Genomic DNA, 21,736 nt, shown 5'->3' on the forward strand with positions numbered 1-21,736 from the left:
CCATCGGCACGGATCGCGCGTGACGCAAGATCGCAGGCGATGCCAAGCCCCGTCGGGCAGAGCTGAAGATGTCCGGCCTGTGCGAGATCTCGGAGGAAAGGCTGGGAATTGAGGATGGTATCGTGGGCCGGCCCGGTCGTGACGACGATACGATCGACATCGACCTCAAGGTGCCCTTTGCCACGGATACGAAGATGCACCCGGAACCCTCTGTCGTTCGCCTCCACGTCCGTCACTGCAGCGGCGAGAATCCGAAGCTGGTCCGTGGCGAGAGCCGTCTCCACCACCTGCTCGACCTGGGGGGCGATGCGAAAGCGATGAACATCCCAGTAGGGACGTGCGTGGCGGGCCAGGCGGCGACGCTCGAGAACGGGCAGAGCTTGCCAGATGGTCAGAGCCTGCGCGCGCACAGCATCGATCACTGCATGCCAGCTGAGATTTGCGGCGTCTGCTGTACGTAGAGCCACACGGATATGGCGGAGAAGCTCCGAGGCCGTTTTCGCCGGTTGTGTCGAGAAATCGCCATGCGGATCCTGTGACACCGGCGCATGGCCGCGGGAGCGCAGACCCCTGCGGGAGATCGCAACGATGCTACCGCGATGACCGAAACGGCTCAGCGATGCTATGACATCGGCCGATGTGAGCCCGTTACCGACAATCAGCACGCGATCATCGGGTTCAATGCCGGAGATGGCCTCGACCTTCGAGGCATCCGCGACGAGATGTGGATGGTCGGCAACCGCGCGCAAGGGGGCAGGCAGCTTCGGCATCGGATGGGTTGTGGCAAGAACGAGAATATCGGCCGTCCAACTTGCGCCATGCTCGTCCGTAATGCGCCAGCTCTCAGCCTCGCGGAGAACGGATACAACAAGCGCGCGCCTGTGCTCGATAGCGCCTCCTGCTATATGCGGTTGCAATTCGGAGGCGACATAGGCGCCGAACACCGCCCGGCTCGGATAGAGTTCACCGTCCGTACCCACGACATCGGGGTCAGCGAGCACGGAGGCATCGCTGGCGGCAAAGCGCTGAAAGCTGTCGGGATCCGCCGGATCGATCGACATCCGGGATGCCGGTACATTGATCCGGTGTGCCGGGTCGCGCGCGCCATAAGCGAGGCCTGCGCCAAGCCGGGCGCTCGGTTCGAAGAGGATGATGCGGCCCACCTGTCCGTGACGCCGCAGCAAGTGCAGCGCCACAGCTGCGCCACTGAAACCGCCGCCGATCACGGCTACGGTCTTCCCCTTGCCACTGAACGTCATGCACCTCTCCACTGACGATTACGAATTGTGACGCTTCCCGTCACACGGCGAGAACCATCAGGAGAATGAAGGCAAAGGACGCTGCACATGCCACACCCGCCAGCAGATCTTGGAACTGGATCGGTGGGCGGGAGATGACGTCCACGGTGCGATGCGTGAAGCGGTCGGTAATATAGGCCATGATCGCTCTCCCTTCAGAGAACCGGGAAGGCGACGAGACCCCAGAAGGCCACGTCCTCGTTGATCCGACGGGTCCGCTCGTCATCAGTCTCGTCGGCACGATGCGATGGATCGACAAGCGGTGCTGCCGGACGGGGCTCCGTTACCGGATGCGGGCGGCGCAGGAATGCGAACAAGTCGAAGGAAAATCCATGAAATGCGTGCGGCATGACCCTTCTCCAAACCTGTTGTTTAACCTTCCTTAGTGTCGTTCGGACACATCGTGATCGTCAATATAGTCCATAAAATTAGTATTCTATAAGCGCGCCATCGCGTGGAAACTTTCCCTCTGCAAACCCCTATCTTCCGCAAAACTTAACTTTATCGCATTCCAATGCGCCATTCGGTGAAGGCCGAGGACGCCGGAGACTCGCATCACCGATGAACCATTCGAACAGCTGCACGGGGTGCCGCCACCCGGATGGAGGACATTGTTCCCCCGTCGCCATACCGCCCGCGCGATGCGGCTCACATTTACTACTTCTTATATAGAATTTAGCGTATTTTTCCTTCCTGCCTGCTGCGTCACAATTTACCTTGCCGCCAACATCTTTCGGAGGGCTTCGCGATGGCAACGACGCTGATTCTTCCCGGGCTGTATGGCTCCGGTGATAGCCACTGGCAGCGCATCTGGGCTGCGGATTGTCCCGACTGCGAGGTTGTCGAGCAGGAAAACTGGGCCTGCCCCGATCTCCTTCGCTGGGCCGATGTTCTGGAGCGGCGACTGGCGGATACGCAGGATGCGGTTCATCTCGTCGCGCACAGCCTTGGCTGCCTGCTGGTTGCACATCTGGCGGCTTCCCCGGTGGCGAGCCGGATCCGCTCGGCCTTTCTCGTTGCGCCGTGCGATATGGAGGCCGTCGAAACGCTGCACCCGTGTACCGTGCGCCTGCATCGGAAGCCGGATATCCCTCTGCCGTTTCACAGCCTCGTCATCGGCAGTGAAAATGATCCCTACATGACCAGGGAGAAGCTGCTGGCTCAGGCCGCCATCTGGGGCAGCGACGTGAAAATCCTTGGCCGTGTCGGTCACATCAATGTCGCCAGCGGTTTCGGTCGGTGGCGTGCCGGCTATGAATTGTTCAACGCGTTCACCCACCGCCTTGCCGAGCACACCCAAGGCAGCAACGCCTCCCCTTCCACGTCACAAAAGCCCCCGCGGATCGATCTGCTGGATGCGGTGGTGACATCCGGCCTTTCGGCCATTGCCCACTGACAAGCCCGTTCAGGCCTGTGCGCGAATCCGACGGGACGGCGGAGGCTTTTCTTTATGCCTTCGACCATCACGCGAGCGATTTTCGCGGTTGAAACAGCCTTCTCCCTCTCCTTTTCATCTCCCGAATGTTCCACGATCCCGCAGCAAGGTAGCGCGCCCGTTCTGCCGCTGCCCGCTTTTCCAGATCGTCCGTCTTCCCGTAAATGCCCAAAGTGAAACACTTTTCTGATTGCAACGGGGTTCGTTGACTTAGTCTACTGCGATAATAGACTGAACGCATCGAAACGGAGGAAGCCATCATGTCCAGATCCAAACGACTCCTGGGGCTTGCCGCAGCCGGCCTCTTTGCATCACTCCTGGTTGCGCCGCAGGTCTTGGCGGACACCAAGCTGCTGAACGTCTCCTACGACCCCACACGTGAATTCTACAAGGAATTCAACGCAGCCTTCGCCAAGGACTGGAAGACCAAGACCGGCGAGACGGTCACGATCCAGCAGTCGCACGGCGGTTCCGGTGCGCAGGCGCGCTCGGTCATCGACGGCTTGGATGCTGACGTCGTGACGCTCGGCCTGGAAAGCGATATTGACGCGATTGCTTCGAAGACCAAGAAAATCCCGGCCGACTGGCGCAAGCGCCTGCCGAACGCTTCCGCTCCCTACACCTCCACTGTGGTCTTCCTGGTCCGCAAGGGTAACCCGAAGGGCATCAAGGACTGGCCGGATCTGGTGAAGGACGGCGTGCAGATCATCACGCCGAACCCGAAGACCTCTGCCGGCGGCCGCTGGAACTATCTGGCTGCCTGGCTGTGGGCTGCCAAGCAGTACAATAACGACGATGCCAAGATTAAGGCCTATATCGCCGATATCTACAAGCATGCGCCGGTTCTCGACACCGGTGCGCGCGGCTCGACGGTAACCTTCGCGCAGCGCCAGCTGGGCGACGTGCTGCTGGCCTGGGAAAACGAGGCCTACCTTGCCAAGCAGGAATTCGGCGATGGCGATTTCGACATCGTGGTTCCGAAGCTTTCGATCCTGGCGGAGCCGCCGGTCTCCCTGGTGGACGGCAATGCCGATGCCAAGGGCACGCGGAAGGTTGCCGAAGCCTATCTGCAATATCTCTATTCCGCGGAAGGCCAGACGCTCGCCGCCAAGTGGTTCTATCGCCCCGCCAAGCCCGAACTCGTTCCTGCCGACAAGCTCACCCTGCCCAAGGTGGATGTTGTCTCCATCGACGATCCGATCTTCGGCGGCTGGAAGGTTGTGCAGGCGAAGCACTTCGACGATGGCGGCATCTTCGACCAGCTCTACAAGCCCGGCAAGTAACGCGTCTTCACCGCCTCCCAAGGCAAAAATGCGAGGAGCCCCGGCATCACGTCGGGGCTTGTCGCATCGTTGAAGACTGGCAATGATGGACCTCACGCGATTTCATGACGACAGGTAACCTGATGACACGCTGGCGCCAGCCGAGCATCCTTCCCGGCTTCGGCCTGACGCTCGGCTATACATTGCTCTATCTGACGCTGATCATTCTCGTGCCGCTTGCGGCGCTGGTCTGGCGTTCCACCGGGATTGGCTGGAGTGCCTTCTGGGCGCTGGCCTTCGACCAGCGCACGCTTCTGGCGTTGCGCGTGAGTTTTGGTGCAGCCCTCATTGCGGCGGCGGTCAACGTGGTGTTCGGCGTGGTTGTCGCCTGGGTGCTCGTGCGCTACGATTTTCCCGGCCGCCGTCTGGTCGATGCCATCATCGATCTTCCCTTTGCCCTGCCAACCGCCGTCGCGGGCATTTCGCTGGCCGCCCTTTATGCGCCTAAGGGCTGGATCGGCCAGATCTTTGCCCCGCTCGGCATCAAGATTGCCTTCACCCCGCTTGGTATCGTCATTGCATTGATCTTCGTCGGCCTGCCCTTCGTCGTGCGCACCGTGCAGCCGGTCATGGCCGAACTCGACCGCGAGGTGGAGGAAGCTGCGGCGACACTGGGGGCCAATCGCTTCCAGACGCTGGCACAGGTGGTGCTGCCGATGCTGGTGCCTGCCATCCTTACCGGTTTCGCGCTCGCCTTTGCCCGCGCGGTTGGCGAGTACGGCTCTGTCATCTTCATTGCCGGCAACGTGCCCTACGTGTCGGAAATCGCCCCGCTGCTGATCGTCATCCGGCTGGAAGAATTCAATTATGCAGGTGCAACCTCGATTGCCTGCATCATGCTGATCATCTCCTTCTGCATGCTGCTGATCATCAACATGCTGCAGATGTGGAGCCGCCGGAGGTATTCCAATGTCTGAGGCCGTCTCCCGTTACCGCGATCCTGCTGGCGAAAGCCCGACCTGGCGCGTGCTTCTGACGCTTGTTGCGGTCGCCTTTCTGGCGATTGTCGTGATCCTGCCGCTGATCACCGTGTTCTACGAGGCCTTCCGCAAGGGAGCGGCCGCCTTTTTCGAGGCCTTTCAGGAACCGGATGCGATTGCTGCCATCCGCCTGACGCTGACGGTCGCCGCCATTGCCGTGCCGCTCAACCTGGTTTTCGGGGTTGCTGCCGCCTGGGCGATTGCCAAATTCGATTTCCGGGGCAAGACCTTTCTCGTCACGCTGATCGACCTGCCCTTCTCGATCTCACCGGTGATTTCCGGTCTGGTCTATGTCCTGCTGTTTGGTGCCCAGAGCTATCTGGGGCCGATCCTGAAATCGCAGGGCATCCAGATCATCTTCGCCTTGCCGGGCATCGTGCTTGCCACGGTCTTCGTCACATTTCCCTTCATCGCGCGCGAACTTATCCCGTTGATGCAGGAACAGGGCACGGGTGACGAGGAGGCAGCCCTTTCGCTCGGCGCGACCGGATGGCAGACGTTCTGGTATGTGACGCTGCCGAACGTGAAATGGGGCCTGCTATACGGCGTGCTGCTCTGCAATGCGCGTGCCATGGGCGAATTCGGCGCCGTGTCGGTGGTGTCCGGCCATGTGCGCGGCCTGACCGAGACGATGCCGCTGCACATCGAAATTCTCTACAATGAGTATAATTTTGCCGCGGCCTTTGCCATTGCCACACTGCTTGCGCTGCTTGCGCTGGTTACCCTGGCGCTGAAGACACTTCTGGAACTGCGCTATGGCGACGAGATCGCCGCCGGTCGGAAACACTGAGGACCTTTCAGGACTATGGACGTTAGAATCAAGAACATCCGCAAGGAATTCGCCCGCTTTCCGGCCCTCAACGGCCTGTCGCTGGATATTGCCTCCAGTGAACTGATTGCATTGCTCGGACCATCCGGCTCGGGCAAGACCACACTGCTGCGACTGATTGCTGGCCTCGAGCAGCCGACGGAGGGGCAGATCTTTTTCGGCGATGAGGATGCGTCCCTGAAAAGCGTGCAGGAGCGCAATATCGGTTTCGTCTTCCAACATTATGCGCTGTTCCGCCATATGACGGTCGCCGAGAATATTGCCTTCGGCCTGAAGGTGCGCCCGGCCGACACTCGCCCGGCCAAATCGGAGATCCGCAAGCGCGTCAGCGATCTCCTCGACATGGTGCATCTCTCCGGTCTGGAAAAGCGGTATCCCAACCAGCTCTCGGGTGGTCAGCGGCAGCGTGTCGCTTTGGCGCGCGCCATGGCGATCGAACCGCGTGTGCTGTTGCTGGACGAGCCCTTTGGCGCGCTCGATGCCAAGGTGCGCAAGGAACTGCGCAAGTGGCTGCGTGAATTTCACGACCGCACGGGCCACACCACGGTCTTCGTGACCCATGACCAGGAAGAGGCACTGGAACTCGCTGATCGCGTTGTGGTGATGAGCCAGGGCCGTATCGAGCAGGTCGGCTCGGCAGACGATGTCTATGACCGTCCCGGTTCGCCCTTCGTGCACCGCTTCATCGGCGAAGCGTCGGAGGTGCCGGTGCGGATCGAAAATGGCGAGGTTTGGATCGATGATCGCACCGTCGGTCTGAAGGCCGAAGGCAACGGCCCGGCCACGCTGTTCTTCCGTCCGCATGATGTGGATTTTCTGGAAGGCTGCGGCGGGTGCTTTGAAGGCGTGGTTGTCGGCAGCCGACGTCTGGCGGGCGCGCGCCGGCTGGAGGTTGAACTCGGCGGGAGTCGTCATCGCATTGAGGTTGACGTACCCGTCGATCATCCGGCAGCCATGAAGTCCGGCCTTAACTTCCGACCGCGCCACTGGGCGGTCTTCCCGACAAACGGGTGATCAAGGCCGCCCCGCGTGCGGGGCGGCGAGCTTTGGTGCAGAGCCGGCGGTTCAGACCGCCTCGAGAATCTGACGCTGCAGATCAACTGCGCGGGGATCGGCAAGCTCCCGTCGCGGCCGCTCAATGTCGATCGTGATATCGAGGGCCGTTTCACCGTTCTTCAGCACGATGACACGGTCGGCAAGTGCTACGGCTTCGGCGACGTCATGGGTGATGAGAATGGTGGTGAAGCGTCGCTCCCGCCAGAGCCCTTCCAGCAGCCGGTGCATTTCAAGGCGGGTCAGAGCGTCGAGCGCGCCGAAGGGTTCGTCGAGCAGCAGCACGCCTGGACGCCCGACGAGCGCGCGGGCCAGCGCGACACGCTGCTTCTGGCCGCCTGAGAGCACGCTCGGCCACTCCTGACCGCGGCCTGCAAGGCCGACGTCGGCAAGCGTTGCCTCGGCACGCGCGCGCCAGTCCGGGCCGCGGGCGATCCCGACATTGTCCAGAACCGTCTGCCAGGGTACCAGCCGCGCCTCCTGAAACAGCAGGCGCAGATCCGGATGGAGACCGTTGACCGGCTGCCCGCCGATCGTCAGCCGCCCGCCGCTTGGCTGCTCCAGCCCGGCGATCAGGCGCATCAGCGTGGACTTGCCACCGCCGGACCGACCGACCACGGCGACGAATTGCGAGGCGGGAACCTCCAGATGAAAGCCCTGCAATACCGGAACCGCGCCGAACGATTTCTTCACACCGGCAAGCGAAAGCGACAGGCCGGCAGAGGCCGGATCTGCCGCAAGCGAGGAAAGTGCGACCTGTGCCATCAGTTGCGGTCTCCGTGGTTTGCCTGGTAGGCAGGGTGCCAGCGCAGAAGGCGACGTTCCAGCAGCCGGGTCGCGAGATCGGCGAGCTTGCCGAGCAGCGCGTAAAGAATGATGCCGAGCAGAACGACATCGGTCATGAAGAATTCGCGCGCATTCATCGTCATGTAGCCGATACCGGCATTGGCGGAGATGGTTTCCGCGACGATCAGCGTCAACCACATCAGGCCGAGCGAATAGCGCAGGCCGACGAGAATGGAGGGCAAGGCCCCAGGCAGGATGATCCGGCGGATCAGGGCGGCGCGATCGAGACCATAGACACGGGCCATCTCGATGACCTGCGGATCGACGGTGCGTACGCCATGGAAGGTGTTGATGTAGAGCGGAAAGAAAACGCCGATCGCCACGAGGAAGATCTTTGCGGTCTCATCGATGCCGAACCACAGGATGACGAGCGGGATCAGCGCCAGATGCGGAATGTTGCGCAGCATCTGCAGCGTGCTGTCGAGCAGGGTCTCGGCCGGTTTCCAAAGCCCGTTCAGCAGACCGAGCAGGAAGCCGAGACCGCCGCCGATCACAAGCCCCACCAGCGCGCGCTGCGTGGAGATCAACGTGTGGTGGACGAGCGTACCATCCAGCAGCGCTTTCCAACCGGCGAGCGCCACCGTCGACGGTGCCGGCATCAGGCGCGCGGTGACGAGGCCGAAACGGGCTGCCGCCTCCCAGAGGAGAAGCAGTACGAGCGGCACGATCCAGGGTGCGAAGGAAGCAAGCAGGGGCCGGATGCGCGAGGGACGAACCGCCTCCTCGCGCGCTTCGGAAACGACGGCGCTCCAGGCCATCAGGCCGCACCCTTGCGCACGACATCGGCGATGACGAGCTTGGTCGGGATCAGCCCCAGAGCAAAGAAGGTGTCGGCAATGGCCTGCTGCTGGGCAATGACCGTCTTGTCGAGCGCCTTGACGCCATAGGACTGCCGCTCCAGCGCGCGCACCAGGGTCGGTTCCGGAATGCCGACGGAGGGGGCAAGTTCGGCGGCCGCAGCGGCGGTGTTCGCCTTCGTCCAGTCATCGATCTCCGCAATGGCCTGGAGGGTCAGATCGAGTGCCTGGGCATTGCCCTCCACGAAGGGGCGCGCACCGAGATAGAACTGATGGTTCGGCACCAGCCCCTCGCCATTGCGCAGTTCGCGCGCCTCGATGGCAATCTCAGCCGCCGCCTGGAACGGGTCCCAGATCACCCAGGCATCGACGGCACCGCGTTCGAAGGCGGCACGGGCGTCGGCGGGGGGCAGAAAGGAGGTCTTGATATCGGTATAGGCAAGGCCGGCTTCTTCCAGCGCCTTGACGAGCAGATAATGGACGTTGGAGCCCTTGTTAAGCGCCACCGTCTTGCCCTTCAACTGGGCCACCGAGGTGATGGGACTCCCCTTCGGCACAAGGATCGCTTCGCCGCGCGGTGCTGGCGGCTCGTGCGCCACATAGACGAGCGGCGCGCCGGCTGCCTGGGCGAAGATCGGCGGCGTCTCGCCAGTCGACCCGAAATCGACGGCGCCCACGTTCAGGGCTTCGAGCAACTGCGGACCAGCCGGAAACTCGGTCCATTTGACCTGATAGCCGATCTTTTCAAGCTTCTTTTCGAGAAGCCCCTTGCCCTTCAAGAGCACGAGCGTGCCGTATTTCTGATAGCCGATGCGCAAAACCTTGTCGGCGGCGCGCGACGCCGTCGCTCCGGCAAACGGTGCGGCCATCGCACCGGCGAGGAGACCCGAAAATGTGCGGCGAGACAGTGTCATGATCTGCATTTTCCCCTGATCGGATGGCTGGCCATCGCTTGTCACTGGGACAGAAGCCTATCCGAATAGCCCATAGATTTAGAGGAATGTACCGCCATGCTGTCGCCGGCTGCGGAAATTCTCAGCCATTGAAAGAGCGCGTGACGCAAAGTTTTGCCTCGTTCGTTCGGAGAACAGAGGAGGTGGCAGCCCCCGTATCATCCCGGGCGTACGGTTGATCGCCACACCGGTGGTGCCGGAAAGAGGTGATGCGCTTCCGCAGGTTCGGTTTCTGCGGCTTGCTCCAGAAGGGTGATGATCGCATCCGCCATCTCGTGAAGCGGCTGGGCGAAAGTGGTCAGTTGATAGCTCGACCAGCCGGCCATCTCGATATCGTCGAAGCCGACAATGCAGAGATCGCGCGGAATGGAAAGCCCGAATTCCTGGCGTGCGCCATCCAGGAAGCCGCAGGCAATCAGGTCGGTGACGCAGAACACGCCGTCGGGGCGGTCGCGGGCCGCAAGCAATCGGCGCGCGGCTTCTCGACCGGTGGCATAACTGGTCGGGCCGGCGCGCAGCACGCGGCAGTCGTGCCCGGCGGCTTCCGCAGCATCACAGAACAGGCGTTCGCGGGCAGTCAAGCTTGGCGAACCGATGGTGGAGGAGACGACCGCCAGCCGTCGGCAACCGGCACGAGCCAGCATGTGATGCGCATCGGCCATGGCGGCGGGATGGTCCACCGCAATATGGTCGGCGCCGGCAAACTGGCCGGCGCGGTTGACCAGGATGACATGCTGGCCGCTCTTCACGCAGGTTTCCACCAGCGAGGCCGGCGGCGTGCCGGACAGGACGATCGTGGCGGAGGCGCGGTAGTTCAGCGTCTGGCGCAGGGCGGCGCTCGCCGTCGCCTCGCCGCCGGCGGTGTTGATCAGCATTACGGCGCGCCCGGCCTGTTGCAGGCGCTGTGTCAGAGCATCGAGAAGCCGCGCCTGATAGGGTGCGTTGAGGTCAGCGCCGAGAATGCAGACCGGCCGGCTGCGTTCGGTGGAAAGCCCGCGTGCCAGATGGTTGACGTGATAGTTCAGCTGTTCGGCGGCCGCGAGGACACGCTCCCGCGTCTCGTCCGACACGCTGGCACCCGGCGTGAAGGTGCGTGAGACGGCTGAACGGGAAACGCCGGCAAGGCGGGCCACCTCGGCGGCGCTGGCAATCGTCTTCGGCGTCTTCCCCGTCATCCGCATTCCGTTGTCAGAGGCCGTAGCCTGCCTGTTTCAGAAGCTTTGCCATGGCGGCGGCGCGTTCGGCAAGGTGTACGAGTTCCGGCTTCGGCGTCTCGTGCCATTCGTCCGGATGCAGCGACCGGGCCTGCCGCACATGGGCGATGGCATCGGAAAGCGCCGGATAGCGATCCGGGAATTCCAGATGCAGGAAGAGCGCCACCAGCGACACCGAGCGGCTGCGCCCGCCACGGCAATTGACCAGCACATGCCCCTTCTCCCGCAGGGGATAAGAGGGCTTGTCCGGCAGGTCCTGATCGAGCAGCGCGCGCAGCAGATGATAGCCGGCCAGTATCATCACTTCGGGATTGCCGGGTCCATCGACCAGCCCAAGTTTGTAATAGCGCACATGGGCGGCGCCATGCCGCAACAGGTGGGCGGAGACGCCGGTCTTCGCCACATCGACCAGATCGATATCGAGATTGACGGCGCAGTTCAGCACGACCTTGATGCCGTGTTCGGCAAGCAGGGCCGCATCGGCTGCGCCATCGGAGCCGCCGACATAGAGGTTGACGCCCCAGCCGGGCAGGTTTTCGGCAATCAGGCTGAGCGGCGGGCGGGGATAGTGTTTCGTGGCAGGTGCGGACATGGCGTTCTCGGCCTCTCGAAGGATCAGGCGGCGGACGGGGCAAGCGGGATTGCGACGGCGGCGGACAGGGCTTCCGCCACGGCGGGGGCGCTGGCGATGATCGGTCCGCCCTCGGCAATCTCCCCATGGGAGGCCGGGAAGAGGCCGATGCGGCCGCCGGCCTCGCGGACCATCAGCAGGCCTGCCAGACAATCCCAGGCATTCATATGGGCTTCGATATAGGCATCCGTACGCCCTTCGGCGACCCAGGCGAGCGCCAGGGCACCGGAGGCGCCGCGGCGGATGTTGGCGCCAGTCTCCAGAATGGCACCAAAGGTGTTCAGATAGGCAGCATTGCCGATGCGCGGCGACCAGCCGAGCTCGATGGTGGCCTGCGCAAGCTCCGGCGTCGCGGCGATGGAGAGCGGCCTGCCATTCTTGGTGGCGCCATGGCCGTGCCTTGCCAGGTAAAGCTCATCCGTCACCGGGTTGAAGGTGGCCCCAAGTTCCGTGACACCCTGGCGGACAAAGGCCATCGAAACACAGAAATGATCGATGCCGCGGGCGAAATTGGCGGTGCCATCGATCGGGTCGGCGACCCAGAGGTTCTGTGCATCCACAGTGCCGCCGGTTTCCTCGCCTAGCAACCCATCCTCCGGCAAAGCCATGGCCAGTTCGGCGCGGATATGCGCCTCCACCAGTCCATCGGCCTCGGTGAGAAAATCCTGCCGGCCCTTGAGGCTGAAATCGCCGGGCTTTCGGGCGCGATAACAGGAGAGCGCGAGCGCACCAGCCCTGCGGATGATGTCACGCAGCACGGTTTCGCGCCGGTCGATCTCGTGCTCGGTGCTGTGTGCGTGCACCGGGATGTCGGTCTTCGTATCGGTCAAGGGACTGTCTTTCCGGATTTTGTGAAGGGCCGTCCGGAACGGTCCGGCCGGCCCTGCTCGCAATTGGATTACTTCTTGTAGTTCAGGCTCCACAGATCCTGCCAGTCCTGGCGGCGCTGCCAGTCGTCACTGGCGGTCGAAGCGTCATAGCCCATGATCTGGCTGCTGATCTTGGCAATGCCGGAAGGTTCGTCGGCCGGCAGGGTCGCCTTGGCATTCGTCGACATCTTGCCGTCGTCGGCCTGGGGGGCGATGCCTTCGGCCGTCATCATGTAGCGGATGAACAGCTTTGCCGCATTCGGGCTCTTGGAGCCGGTGGCGATCAGGCCGAACGAAGGATAGTTCCAGCCGGCAAAGGGCTGCAGGCCGGCGCAGATGCCAAGCTTCATGCCATTCTTGTTCTCGCGGTATTTCGCGGTGCTGACGAGGCCGACAAAGGCGTTCTTCACATCGGGTGCGCCGACGGCATCAGCGGCAGCACCATCGGAATCGGTCAGCAGCGGGCCGTTGGCGGCCAGCGCCTTGACGAAGGCGGCGGTTGCGCTTTCCTCGCCGGCCGGCAGCGGCTTGCCGAATTCGGCCTCATAGGCCTTGGCCAGTTCCTTGTCGTGATGCTTGGCCATCTGGTTGAACCAGTCGGTATAGGAGGGCTTGCCGACCGGATCCTGCATTGAAACCTTGCCCTTCCACTTCGGCTCGGTCAGCTGCCAGATATTGGTGACCGGGCAGGAGGCGTTGAGCGCGGTGTTGTAGGTCCACACATTCGGGGCCAGCAGCACGGTGAGCGGGTTCTGGTAGGTGGCGGGAATATCGGCAGCGAGATCGCCCGGGACCCAGCTCACGGCATAGCCCTTGGCGATCAGCTGCTCCTGCGCGGCCGGCGCGTCGGAGATGATTGCGACATCAGCCTGCACGTTCCTGGCCTGGGCTTCGCGGCTGACGATTTCGAGAATGTCCGGCGCCTTGGCCTTGGTGCCAATCGCCTGCACGCCATACTTGGCTGAGAAGGCCTTGGCCTGCTCGACGATCTTGCCGGTGGAATCGTAGACGTGTATGGGCGCCTCCTTGCGGGCGGCCGCGATCAGCGCGTCGAGGTCGAAGGGTTCGGCGGCAAAGGCGCCGGAAACGGCGGAAAGGCAGGCCGCGCATGCCAGAAGGCTGGTCTTCATGGAAAAGGTCATGGTCGTCTTCCGTTAAGGGTGAAAATGCACCGGAGAGATATCCGGCAGAGTGGTGGCGACCGCAGCACTCCGCGGCTGCCCGTGTCAGGCGGCTTCGGAAAGGCCGAAGCCGGGAATGGTGAGACGCCGCCCCTCGGCGTTAAACAGATGCAGCGCCTCGTCGGGCAGCAGGCAACCGACCGTTTCGGCAGGCTTCAGCCGCGGCCGGCTCTGGGTGGAGAAAAACAGCCGGTCTTCGCCATGCGCCAGCTCGATCACCCAGCTGCCGCCGGTCGGCATGATGCCGGCGACCGTGACTGGCAGGGCATCGGGAGAGACGTCTGGCACCAGCCGGATTTCCTCCGGACGGATGCCGCAGGCGACAGCACCCGCGCCCGCTGGCAGACGGCGGATGAGATGGGCCGCAAGCCCCTGCCCTGCCCCTGCCGGCGTGTCTGCGAGATTCACCATGTTGATGCGCGGATTGCCGATGAATTCCGCGACGAAGCGGTTGGCGGGGCGTGCATAGATCTCGTCGGGCGTGCCGACCTGCTGCAACTGGCCGCGATCCATTACGGCAATCGTGGTGGCGAGCGTCATTGCCTCCCACTGGTCGTGGCTGACGAAGATGATCGTTGTGCCAAAGGTCTCGTGAATGCGCCGCAGTTCCGCCCGCATCTCCAGACGCAGGGCCGCGTCGAGATTGGAGAGCGGCTCGTCGAGCAGCAGCACATCCGGGTTCAGCGCCAGCATGCGGGCAAGCGCCACGCGCTGCTGCTGGCCGCCGGACAACTGGGCCGGATAACGCTTCGCATAGTCGGCGATTTTCAGCTTGGTCATCACGTCGCGGCAGCGCGCTTCGCGCTCGGCGGGCGAGACGTTCTGCAGGCGCAGGCCGAAATCCACGTTGCGCGCCACCGTCATGTGCGGCCAGAGCGCATAGTTCTGGAAGACGAGGCCGACACGGCGGCGTTCCGGCGGCACGAAGCGGGACTGCTCCACGCTGTCCACCGCCTCACCATCCATCAGGATGGTGCCGCCGCTCGCATGCTCGATGCCGGCGATCATCCGCAGGATCGTGGTCTTGCCACAGCCGGAAGGGCCGAGCAGGCAGAGGAATTCGCCATGCGGCACGGTGAGGCTTACCCGGTCGACGGCGGGGGTGGCACCCTTGGTATAGGTCTTGGTCAGGCCTTGAAGGATGATGTCGGGCATGTCAGCTCTCCAGTCCGCGCGCCAGCCCCGTGCCGCAGATCCGCTGGATCAGCACGGTTCCAAGCCAAGCAATCAGGGCGATCATCAGCACCACCGCATTGGCGGCCTGATCGTAATTGTAATCCAGGAGGCGCAGCGAATAGGTCGTCAGCACGTCGGTCGCCGGCACGGCGAGGATGACGAAGAGGCTGACGCCCTTGATGCCGGAGATGAAGGGCAGCAGGATCGCGGTTGCGAGCGGGCCTGCCTGGATGGGGATGATGATGCGGCGCATGCGGATGAAGAAGCCGGCGCCGGCCACGCGCGCCGCCTCTTCCGGCTCGCGTCCGAGCTGGGTCATCGCGGCAATGCCGGAGCGGCTGGCAAAGGGCATCTGTTCGGCGACCAGCGCGAGGATCAGGATGACGGGCGTGCCGTAGAGCGCCGGAATCGGGCCGCGGCTGACGGCAAACAGCGACAGGAAGGCGGCGGCAAAGGCAATGCCCGGCACCAGATAGGGCAGGAAGGTGATCTGCCGCAGCACCTGGCCGATCAGCCGCACGGGGCTTCTCAGCACCGCATAGCCGACCAGCAGGCCAAGCGTGCCGGAAAGGACGGCGGCGATACCGACGATGCGCACGGTGTTCCAGGCCGCCGCCCAGAAATCCGGCGTCAGCAGGATGCCGCTGCGCAGCGCCACCGTATGCAGATTGCTGCCGATCCAGTAATCGAGGGTGAAGTTTTCCGGCGTGAAGCGGCCGGGCAGGATCATCACGGTGGAAAGAAACAGCGTCAGCAGCGGCAGCGCCACGCCGATCAGCACGACGCCTGCCGGCAGCAGCGCCGCGATGTGCCGCAGCCGCCCGAGCGACTGGCGACGCTGCATACCGCCCTTGCCGCCGACGGTGACGAAACGCCGGGCCTCGCGCATCATCCTCAGATCGATCATCAGCGTGACGACACCCATGATCATGATCGCGCCGGCGAGCACGGCGGCGACGCCTGTCTGGCGCGAGGAGAGCGCGCGGTAGAGCCCGGTGGACAGGGTATCGTAATTGACCGGCAGGCCGAGAATATAGGGGACGGCGAATTCGCCGATGCAATCGGCAAAGATCAGCAGGGCCGCCGACAGAAGGGCCGGCCGCACCAGCGGCAGCACGATGGAAAAGGCGATGACACGCGGGCTTGCGCCGAGAATGCGGGCGCATTCCTCCATCTGCACGTCGAGCCGGTGCAGCGCATTGCCGACGATCAGCAGCACGAGCGGCGTGTAATGCAGGACCAGGATCACCACGATCGGCAGTGTGCCATAGGCGAGCCAGTTCGGCGTGGCAAAGCCCATGGCCTGCAACCAGCCCGGCTGGCCACCCACCACACCGTTCTTGAAGATTGTCGTCCAGGCGAGCGCAAAGGTCCAGGTGGGCAGCATGAACGGCACGATGAGCGCGGTCGCGAACCAGCTCCTGCCGAAAAGATCCGTGCGGTTCACCAGCCAGGCCAGCACCACGCCGAGGCTGACGGACACGGTGACCGTGGCCGCGGCAATCGAAAGCGTGTTGACGAGCGGCCCCCAGAGCAGGATGCCCGACATGCGCGAGGCAAAGGCACGGGCCAGATAATAGAGTGTGAGCGCCCCCTCCTCCTGCCGCAGTCGCGTCGAATCTCCGGCCTGCACGAGAATTGCCTGCAGCAGGATCGAGATCACCGGCGCGACAATCAGATAGGCAAAGACGAGGGTCAGGATGGCGCCGATGGCAAGCGCTGGCTCATGCCGCATCACGGCCATCATGCGCTGCAGGCGGCGAGAGAGGGTGGGCCTATGACCCGTCTCGGTCGGCAGATCAAGCGTCATCGCCATGGCCGCATCCCCGTCTGTCTTCCGGCCTGCCAAAGGCCCGGGCTTCCTCGTTGCGGCTCCCTGCTTAGGGCGCTCGAATGACAGGCGGATGACAGTTTGCACCTATGTGCAAATTTCTGTTGCCAGATTTTAAAGGATGAACGGTGCAAGACAGGACCATCCTCGCGGATGCCCGCCCCTGGGATGCAGATCAGACATTCGAATTTGCAAGTATGTGCAAACAGGCCCAGACTTCGCGGCGATGCCGGCCGGCGCGGTACAGCGGAGGCTCCCCTCGTCGCCGATGACGATGGCGCGGAAATCGTTGACATTGGTGCCGGTCGGGTAAAGGCAGGGTTGTCACCGGGAATGTCGCAGACGATCAGGCTGACGACACGGGCCTTCGTCGTCGCGGCGAGACATCCACCCTTGATGGTGGAGAGATGCTTGCGCACCGCGTTCATCGCGGAGATTGGCGGACTGGACGCCGGCTGCGCCTCGTTGAGTGCAATTTATCCCTTCCTCCCTGGCCGCAGAACGCAGCAAGCGGAAAGGTTCGCAAGTCCCTGCTCTCCTGCTCTTGTGACGCAGTCGGAGGCAATGCTATCGCTGGCGCAACACCTCATGAACCTGGGAATACAATGTGAAGACTCCCGCGCGGATCGGTCTTGGCACCATTGAAACGGTGCCGCTGCACGAACTGGTCTACCAACGGCTCAACCATGCCCTGATGGCGGGGCAGATCCGGCCCGGCCAGAAGCTCACGTCGCGGAAGCTTGCACAGGAACTCGGCACCAGCGACATGCCGGTGCGCGCGGCCCTTTCCAAGCTGCAGGCGCTGAAAGCGCTCGAGCAACTGCCGAACGGCTCGATGGTGCTGCCCGGTATGACGCGACAGCGCTTCGAGGACCTGACAAAAAGCCGACTGATCTGCGAGCCTGCGGCCACGCAGGCCGCGGCGGCGCTGGTCGGCAAGGTTGAGCTTCGCGCAATCCAGCGCGAATCCGTCGCGCTGACGGCGGCTGCGAAGAACGAGGATCTCGACGAATACCTGCTGCGCAACCACGCCTTCAAGTTCAGCATCTACCGGGCAAGCGGTTCGGACTCGCTGCAGTTTCTGATCGAAACGCTCTGGCTGCAGATCGGCCCCTTCCTGCGCCAGTTCGGCGCGGGCTTTGGCGGGCATCTGGCCGGCATCCTCGATCTCGATTACCACGAGGAAATCGTAGACGCCCTCGAAAAACGCGACGGGACGACCGCCGCGGAACTGATCCGCAAGGATATCTTCGAAGGCGCCGAATTTCTTCTCGATCATGGAGCCTTTGCGGCGGCGTGACCTTAGAGGCGGCGGCCAGAGCGAGGCCTATCGTCGTGGCATGCCGGCCGGTCGGGCGAGACGTCGCTGGGCCGCGATGCGGAACGGCGCGTTCATCGCACCATAGCCCGCATAGTCGCCGCGTCGCTCGACGATCTCAAAGAAGAAACCTTCGCCGAAGGTCCGGCTGTAGATCTGGAAATATTCTCCGCGCTCGTCCCGGTCATAGAGAATGCTGGCGGCCCGCAGGGCATCGGAAAAATCCGGCTCAAGCCCGAAGCGCGCTTCCAGATCATCGTAATAGTTGCGGGAGATCGGCAGCGCCTGGAAGCCGTTTGCCGCGAGCCGGACGGCGGTGGCAAAAATGTCGTCGGTGGCAAATGCGATGTGCTGAATGCTGGTGCCAAAGCCTTCCGCAAGGAACTTGCCGGCAAAGGTCTTGCGGTTGTCGGCGCCGTTCATCGTCACGCGGAACCTGCCCTCGCCTTCGCTTTCCAGCGCCTGGCTGCGGACCAGACCGCCGGGATCGACCACATCCACCATCGGCGCACGGCGAATGGCGAAGATCGAGCTGTAGAACAGCATCCAGGTCAGCATTTCCTCGTATTGGGTGGTCTGGGCAATATGGTCGACATGCTGCAGCAGGGCCGATTGACCCGCCACCGTCGGATCCACCGGCAGGAACTCTCTCTGCCAGATGCCGGCGAGATCCTCGCTGTCATCAAGCAGATAGACGACGCCGTGGCCGACGCCGCGAATGGCAGGCACGGCAGTTTCGCCGGGTTTGCGCGGTTCGGAAAAGGCGGCCGCATCCAGCGCTGTGGCACGCACCAGTGCATTCTGCGCATCGTCCACCTTGAGGCCGAAGGCATAGGCATTGGTCCCATGCACGGAATAGGAGGCACCGGCGAAGGTCTCACCATCCGTATCCGTGTTGAGCACGATGCGGATATCGCCTTGCGTGAAGAGGTCGACATCGCGGTTGCGGTGACGTCCGGTTCTCGCAAAGCCCAGGGTGCCAAGCAGCGCCTCCAGGACCGGCTTCTCCTCCGTAGAGGTGGTGAACTCGACAAACTCGATGCCGCGGGCCACGACGCGATCCGGCATGGCGGGAGCCTCGATGCGGATGTCCGGCTCCAGCCGCGCCACCCGGTCCATCAGGTTGACCAGCGAGCGGTGTCCGTCTTCGGCAATGGCCTTGGCCGAGCCGCCGCGGAACTGGTCGTTGAAGATTTCGAGCGAGAGCGGCCCTGTATAGCCGGTCGCCGCGACGGCGCGCATGAAGTCGATAACCGGCAGGTCCCCTTCGCCCGGCATGTTGCGGAAATGGCGGCTCCAGTAGAGCAGGTCCATGTCAAACAGCGGCGCATCGGCCAGTTGCACGATGAAGATCTTGTCACCCGGAATGGCGCGGATCGAATTCGGGTCGATCTTGCGCGACAGGGTGTGGAAACTGTCGAGGATGATGCCGATATGGCTGTGGTCTGCCCGGCGAACAATTTCCCAGGCATCGCGATGGTCGTTGATGTGGCGTCCCCAGGCAAGCGCTTCGTAACCGACGCGCACGCCATGACGACGGGCAAGGTCGCCAAGCGCATGAAAATCGGCTGCAGCGCGGTCGATACCGCCGAGAGACACTGGCGAAACGTTGGAGCAGATCAGCATCAGGTCGGTGCCAAGCTCGCCCATCACCTCGAACTTGCGCTCTGCACGCTCGAAAGCTCGGCTGCGATGCGGCTCCGGCATGCCTTCGAAATCGCGGAACGGCTGAAACAGGGTAATCGCCAGGCCATGATCGGCCGCCATGCGGGCCACTTCGCGCGGCGAAGCATCATAGGTCAGAAAATCGTTCTCGAAGATCTCGACCCCGGAAAATCCTGCCTTGGCAATGGCCGCCAGCTTTTCCGGAAATTCGCCGCTGATGGACACGGTCGCAATCGAGGTCTTGAGCGGCGTGCGCAGCCGTGGGGTGTCCGTGATTGCCATATTGCCATCCTTCCCGGTGTTCTGTACTGGTTGGTTAAATCGATACTATCGAATGACCGCCCCTTCGAGAAGAGACCCGATGAAGCGAACTGCCGCAGCGGTGAAGGCCAAGGATGCCAAGCCGGCGACCCGGGACCCGGAAGGCGTGCGTCGCGACATCCTGACGGTAGCCATGGAGGAGTTTTCGCAGAACGGCCTGTCGGGCGCACGCATCGACGAGATCGCGGCGCGCACGCGCACCTCCAAGCGGATGATTTACTATTATTTCGGCGACAAGGAAGGGCTTTACCGGCGGGTGCTGGAGGAGGCCTATGGCAAGGTGCGCGGCGGGGAGACCGAACTGGACCTGGAGGGGCTGGATCCTGTCGCGGCGCTGGAACGCCTCTGTCGCTTCACCTTCGAGCACCATCGGGCCAACCCCGCCTTCATCCGCATGGTGATGATCGAAAACATCCACCACGGTCGCCACATGCAGACCTCTGACGCCATTCGCGGCCTCAACCAGCCCGCAATCGAAGCACTTCAGGGTGTCTTGCGGCGCGGGCAGGCGCAGGATCTGTTCCGCAAGGGCATCGATCCGCTGGAACTGCACTGGCAGATCAGTGCTCTTTCCTTCTTCAATGTGTCGAACAGCGCCACATTCTCGCACATTTTCGGCGGCGATCTCTTTACCTCGGAGGGACAGGAGATCCTGTCCCGGCATGTGGCCGAGATGGTGCTGCGCTATGTGCTCCGCCCGGATCATCTCAGCGCGATCGGGAAAACCGATTGATGAGGTGGCGCAGCGCCAGTTCGTAACCTTCTGTCCCGAAGCCGGCCAGAACACCATCAGCCCGCGTCGATACGTAGGAGTGGTGCCGGAAGACCTCACGCTTGTGGATGTTGGAGATATGCACTTCGAAGACCGGACCCTCGAAGGTGTTGAGCGCATCGAGAATTGCGACCGACGTGTGCGTGAAGGCGCCCGGATTGATGATGATGCCGGCGGCCTCGATGCGCGCGGCATGGATCCAGTCGATCAGTTCGTATTCACGGTTGCTCTGGGCAAAGAAGAGGATATGCCCCGCCGCTTCGGCGAGTGTCCGGCAGCGCGCCTCGATATCGGCCAGCGTATCGCGGCCATAGATTTCCGGCTGACGTTGGCCCAGCAGGTTCAGGTTCGGGCCATTGAGAATGTAGACGAGGCTCATCGTGCCGTCTCCACGGCACAAAGTTCGTGGAAATGCCGCGTCATCCGCTCCGCGTCCGGTTCGCGACCGCAAAACAGACGGAAGGCGCCAACGGCCTGGTAAACGGTCATGCCCCCACCCGGCAGGGTTCGGCAGCCCTTTGCCGCAGCCGTTGCCAGGAGTTCGGTGATCAGCGGCACGTAGACGATATCGGCCACCCAGTGGCGCGGCTCAAGCAAGGCCGGCTCCACGGGAATGCCGGGATGGGCCAGCATGCCGACCGGCGTGGCATTGATGAAGCCGTCGGCCCATGGCAGCGATTGCGCCGGGTCGTCAACGGCAAAGGCGCGTTCCGCACCAAAGCGCAGGTTCAGTTCCGCGGCCAGGGCCTCGCCCCTACCGCGGTCCTGATCAAAGATGTCGAGATGGCCAACGCCAAGCTTCAGCGCCGCATGGGCAACGGCCACTCCTGCACCGCCGGCGCCGGCCAGAAGCACGCGCCCCTTCGCCACATTAGGAAGGCCTCGCGCCACGTTTTCATAGAAGCCGTACCAGTCTGTATTGTGGCCGATGCGACGCCCCTCTTGGAAGACGACGGTGTTGACGGCGCCCAGCATGCGGGCGTCATCAGACAGTTCATGCAGCAGCGGTATGACCGCCTGCTTGAAGGGATGCGTGATATTCGTGCCGCAGAAGCCTCGACCTTCCAGTTCGTCGAGAAGGTCCGGAAGCGCGCTGTCGGGCAGATTGCGGGCGGTCACGTCCACCAGTTCGTAGAGATAATCGAGGCCATGGGCTGCCCCTTCCTGCATGTGGAGCGCCGGCGATTTGGAAAGCTGGATCCCTGCGCCGATCAGGCCGACGCGAAACGAGGTTTGCTGTGTCAT

At 63.1% G+C, this 21,736-nt stretch carries 21 protein-coding genes and 2 pseudogenes; 7 read left to right on the top strand and 16 right to left on the bottom strand.

Translation table 11 applies throughout. The features are described from left to right. Window positions 1–575 precede the first annotated feature (575 nt). The 3 genes and pseudogenes from FNA46_RS26320 to FNA46_RS05365 form a co-directional block, all read right to left on the bottom strand. Window positions 576–1,259 (bottom strand): annotated as a pseudogene (locus FNA46_RS26320) (FAD/NAD(P)-binding protein); the annotation flags it as partial. A 40-nt stretch (window positions 1,260–1,299) separates the two neighbouring features. After that, on the bottom strand, window positions 1,300–1,440 hold the full coding sequence (locus FNA46_RS25940; protein WP_185969741.1) for a hypothetical protein: 141 nt from the start codon (window positions 1,438–1,440) through the stop codon (window positions 1,300–1,302). A 13-nt stretch (window positions 1,441–1,453) separates the two neighbouring features. Then, entirely contained in the window at window positions 1,454–1,648 is a 195-nt protein-coding gene (locus tag FNA46_RS05365) for a hypothetical protein (protein ID WP_143124082.1), read from the bottom strand. Window positions 1,649–2,046: 398 nt separating this feature from the next. Between FNA46_RS05365 and FNA46_RS05370 the strand changes: the two genes are divergently transcribed. The 5 genes from FNA46_RS05370 (at window position 2,047) to FNA46_RS05390 (ending at window position 6,878) form a co-directional block, all read left to right on the top strand. After that, on the top strand, window positions 2,047–2,694 hold the full coding sequence (locus tag FNA46_RS05370) for an RBBP9/YdeN family alpha/beta hydrolase (protein ID WP_143124083.1): 648 nt from the start codon (window positions 2,047–2,049) through the stop codon (window positions 2,692–2,694). Between the two features lie 299 nt (window positions 2,695–2,993). Next, a complete protein-coding gene (locus FNA46_RS05375; protein WP_143124084.1) occupies window positions 2,994–4,016 on the top strand; it encodes a sulfate ABC transporter substrate-binding protein in 1,023 nt (340 codons plus the stop codon). A gap of 104 nt (window positions 4,017–4,120) precedes the next feature. Beyond that, complete coding sequence (gene cysT / locus FNA46_RS05380; protein ID WP_244617948.1) at window positions 4,121–4,972, top strand: sulfate ABC transporter permease subunit CysT; 852 nt, start codon at window positions 4,121–4,123, stop codon at window positions 4,970–4,972. Then, window positions 4,965–5,825, top strand: a complete 861-nt coding sequence (gene cysW / locus FNA46_RS05385) for a sulfate ABC transporter permease subunit CysW (RefSeq protein ID WP_143124085.1) — start codon at window positions 4,965–4,967, stop codon at window positions 5,823–5,825. The genes cysT and cysW overlap by 8 nt, the downstream gene beginning before the upstream one ends. Window positions 5,826–5,840: 15 nt before the next feature. Then, window positions 5,841–6,878: a sulfate/molybdate ABC transporter ATP-binding protein gene (locus FNA46_RS05390; protein WP_143124086.1), complete on the top strand. Its 1,038-nt coding sequence runs from the start codon at window positions 5,841–5,843 to the stop codon at window positions 6,876–6,878. A gap of 51 nt (window positions 6,879–6,929) precedes the next feature. On the opposite strand, the gene FNA46_RS05395 is transcribed toward FNA46_RS05390, so the two are convergent. From FNA46_RS05395 to FNA46_RS26620, 10 genes and pseudogenes are all read right to left on the bottom strand, one after another. Continuing rightward, window positions 6,930–7,682 (bottom strand): ABC transporter ATP-binding protein, encoded by a 753-nt coding sequence (locus FNA46_RS05395; RefSeq protein WP_143124087.1) that lies wholly within the window; start codon window positions 7,680–7,682, stop codon window positions 6,930–6,932. Then, the gene (gene ssuC / locus FNA46_RS05400) at window positions 7,682–8,521 is read right to left on the bottom strand and encodes an aliphatic sulfonate ABC transporter permease SsuC (RefSeq protein WP_143124088.1); all 840 of its coding nucleotides are present in this window, start codon (window positions 8,519–8,521) and stop codon (window positions 7,682–7,684) included. The genes FNA46_RS05395 and ssuC overlap by 1 nt, the downstream gene beginning before the upstream one ends. Then, window positions 8,521–9,474 carry a sulfonate ABC transporter substrate-binding protein gene (locus tag FNA46_RS05405; protein ID WP_143124089.1) on the bottom strand — a complete coding sequence of 318 codons (954 nt, stop codon included), beginning with the start codon at window positions 9,472–9,474 and terminating at the stop codon, window positions 8,521–8,523. The genes ssuC and FNA46_RS05405 overlap by 1 nt, the downstream gene beginning before the upstream one ends. A 197-nt stretch (window positions 9,475–9,671) precedes the next feature. Further along, window positions 9,672–10,688 (bottom strand): LacI family DNA-binding transcriptional regulator, encoded by a 1,017-nt coding sequence (locus tag FNA46_RS05410; RefSeq protein WP_143124090.1) that lies wholly within the window; start codon window positions 10,686–10,688, stop codon window positions 9,672–9,674. A gap of 13 nt (window positions 10,689–10,701) precedes the next feature. Then, complete coding sequence (locus FNA46_RS26275) at window positions 10,702–11,319, bottom strand: protein-tyrosine phosphatase family protein (RefSeq protein WP_210245857.1); 618 nt, start codon at window positions 11,317–11,319, stop codon at window positions 10,702–10,704. A gap of 23 nt (window positions 11,320–11,342) precedes the next feature. Then, window positions 11,343–12,188 (bottom strand): inositol monophosphatase family protein, encoded by an 846-nt coding sequence (locus tag FNA46_RS26280; RefSeq protein ID WP_246102871.1) that lies wholly within the window; start codon window positions 12,186–12,188, stop codon window positions 11,343–11,345. Window positions 12,189–12,256: 68 nt separating this feature from the next. After that, a complete protein-coding gene (locus tag FNA46_RS05420) occupies window positions 12,257–13,369 on the bottom strand; it encodes an ABC transporter substrate-binding protein (protein ID WP_425468672.1) in 1,113 nt (370 codons plus the stop codon). 84 nt (window positions 13,370–13,453) lie between these two features. Beyond that, window positions 13,454–14,563, bottom strand: a complete 1,110-nt coding sequence (locus tag FNA46_RS05425) for an ABC transporter ATP-binding protein (RefSeq protein WP_143124091.1) — start codon at window positions 14,561–14,563, stop codon at window positions 13,454–13,456. A 1-nt stretch (window position 14,564) separates the two neighbouring features. Further along, complete coding sequence (locus tag FNA46_RS05430; protein WP_246102882.1) at window positions 14,565–16,331, bottom strand: ABC transporter permease; 1,767 nt, start codon at window positions 16,329–16,331, stop codon at window positions 14,565–14,567. A gap of 394 nt (window positions 16,332–16,725) precedes the next feature. Continuing rightward, a pseudogene (locus FNA46_RS26620) lies at window positions 16,726–16,891 on the bottom strand (DUF4147 domain-containing protein); the annotation flags it as partial. A 131-nt stretch (window positions 16,892–17,022) separates the two neighbouring features. On the opposite strand from FNA46_RS26620, the gene FNA46_RS05440 reads away from it, so the two are divergent. Beyond that, window positions 17,023–17,715 (top strand): GntR family transcriptional regulator, encoded by a 693-nt coding sequence (locus FNA46_RS05440; protein ID WP_246102873.1) that lies wholly within the window; start codon window positions 17,023–17,025, stop codon window positions 17,713–17,715. Window positions 17,716–17,742: 27 nt separating this feature from the next. Here FNA46_RS05440 and FNA46_RS05445 read toward each other — a convergent pair whose 3' ends face one another. Next, window positions 17,743–19,680: a bifunctional sugar phosphate isomerase/epimerase/4-hydroxyphenylpyruvate dioxygenase family protein gene (locus FNA46_RS05445; RefSeq protein ID WP_143124092.1), complete on the bottom strand. Its 1,938-nt coding sequence runs from the start codon at window positions 19,678–19,680 to the stop codon at window positions 17,743–17,745. Between the two features lie 79 nt (window positions 19,681–19,759). Between FNA46_RS05445 and FNA46_RS05450 the strand changes: the two genes are divergently transcribed. After that, entirely contained in the window at window positions 19,760–20,452 is a 693-nt protein-coding gene (locus FNA46_RS05450; protein WP_143124093.1) for a TetR/AcrR family transcriptional regulator, read from the top strand. On the opposite strand, the gene aroQ is transcribed toward FNA46_RS05450, so the two are convergent. Further along, entirely contained in the window at window positions 20,427–20,870 is a 444-nt protein-coding gene (gene aroQ, locus FNA46_RS05455) for a type II 3-dehydroquinate dehydratase (RefSeq protein WP_143124094.1), read from the bottom strand. The two genes, FNA46_RS05450 and aroQ, sit on opposite strands and share 26 nt — an antisense overlap. Further along, window positions 20,867–21,736: a shikimate dehydrogenase gene (locus FNA46_RS05460; protein WP_143124095.1), complete on the bottom strand. Its 870-nt coding sequence runs from the start codon at window positions 21,734–21,736 to the stop codon at window positions 20,867–20,869. Before FNA46_RS05460 ends, aroQ begins: the two co-directional genes overlap by 4 nt.

The sequence above is a fragment of the Affinirhizobium straminoryzae genome, assembly GCF_007004135.1.
In the GTDB taxonomy this organism is placed as follows: Bacteria; Pseudomonadota; Alphaproteobacteria; order Rhizobiales; family Rhizobiaceae; genus Neorhizobium; species Neorhizobium straminoryzae.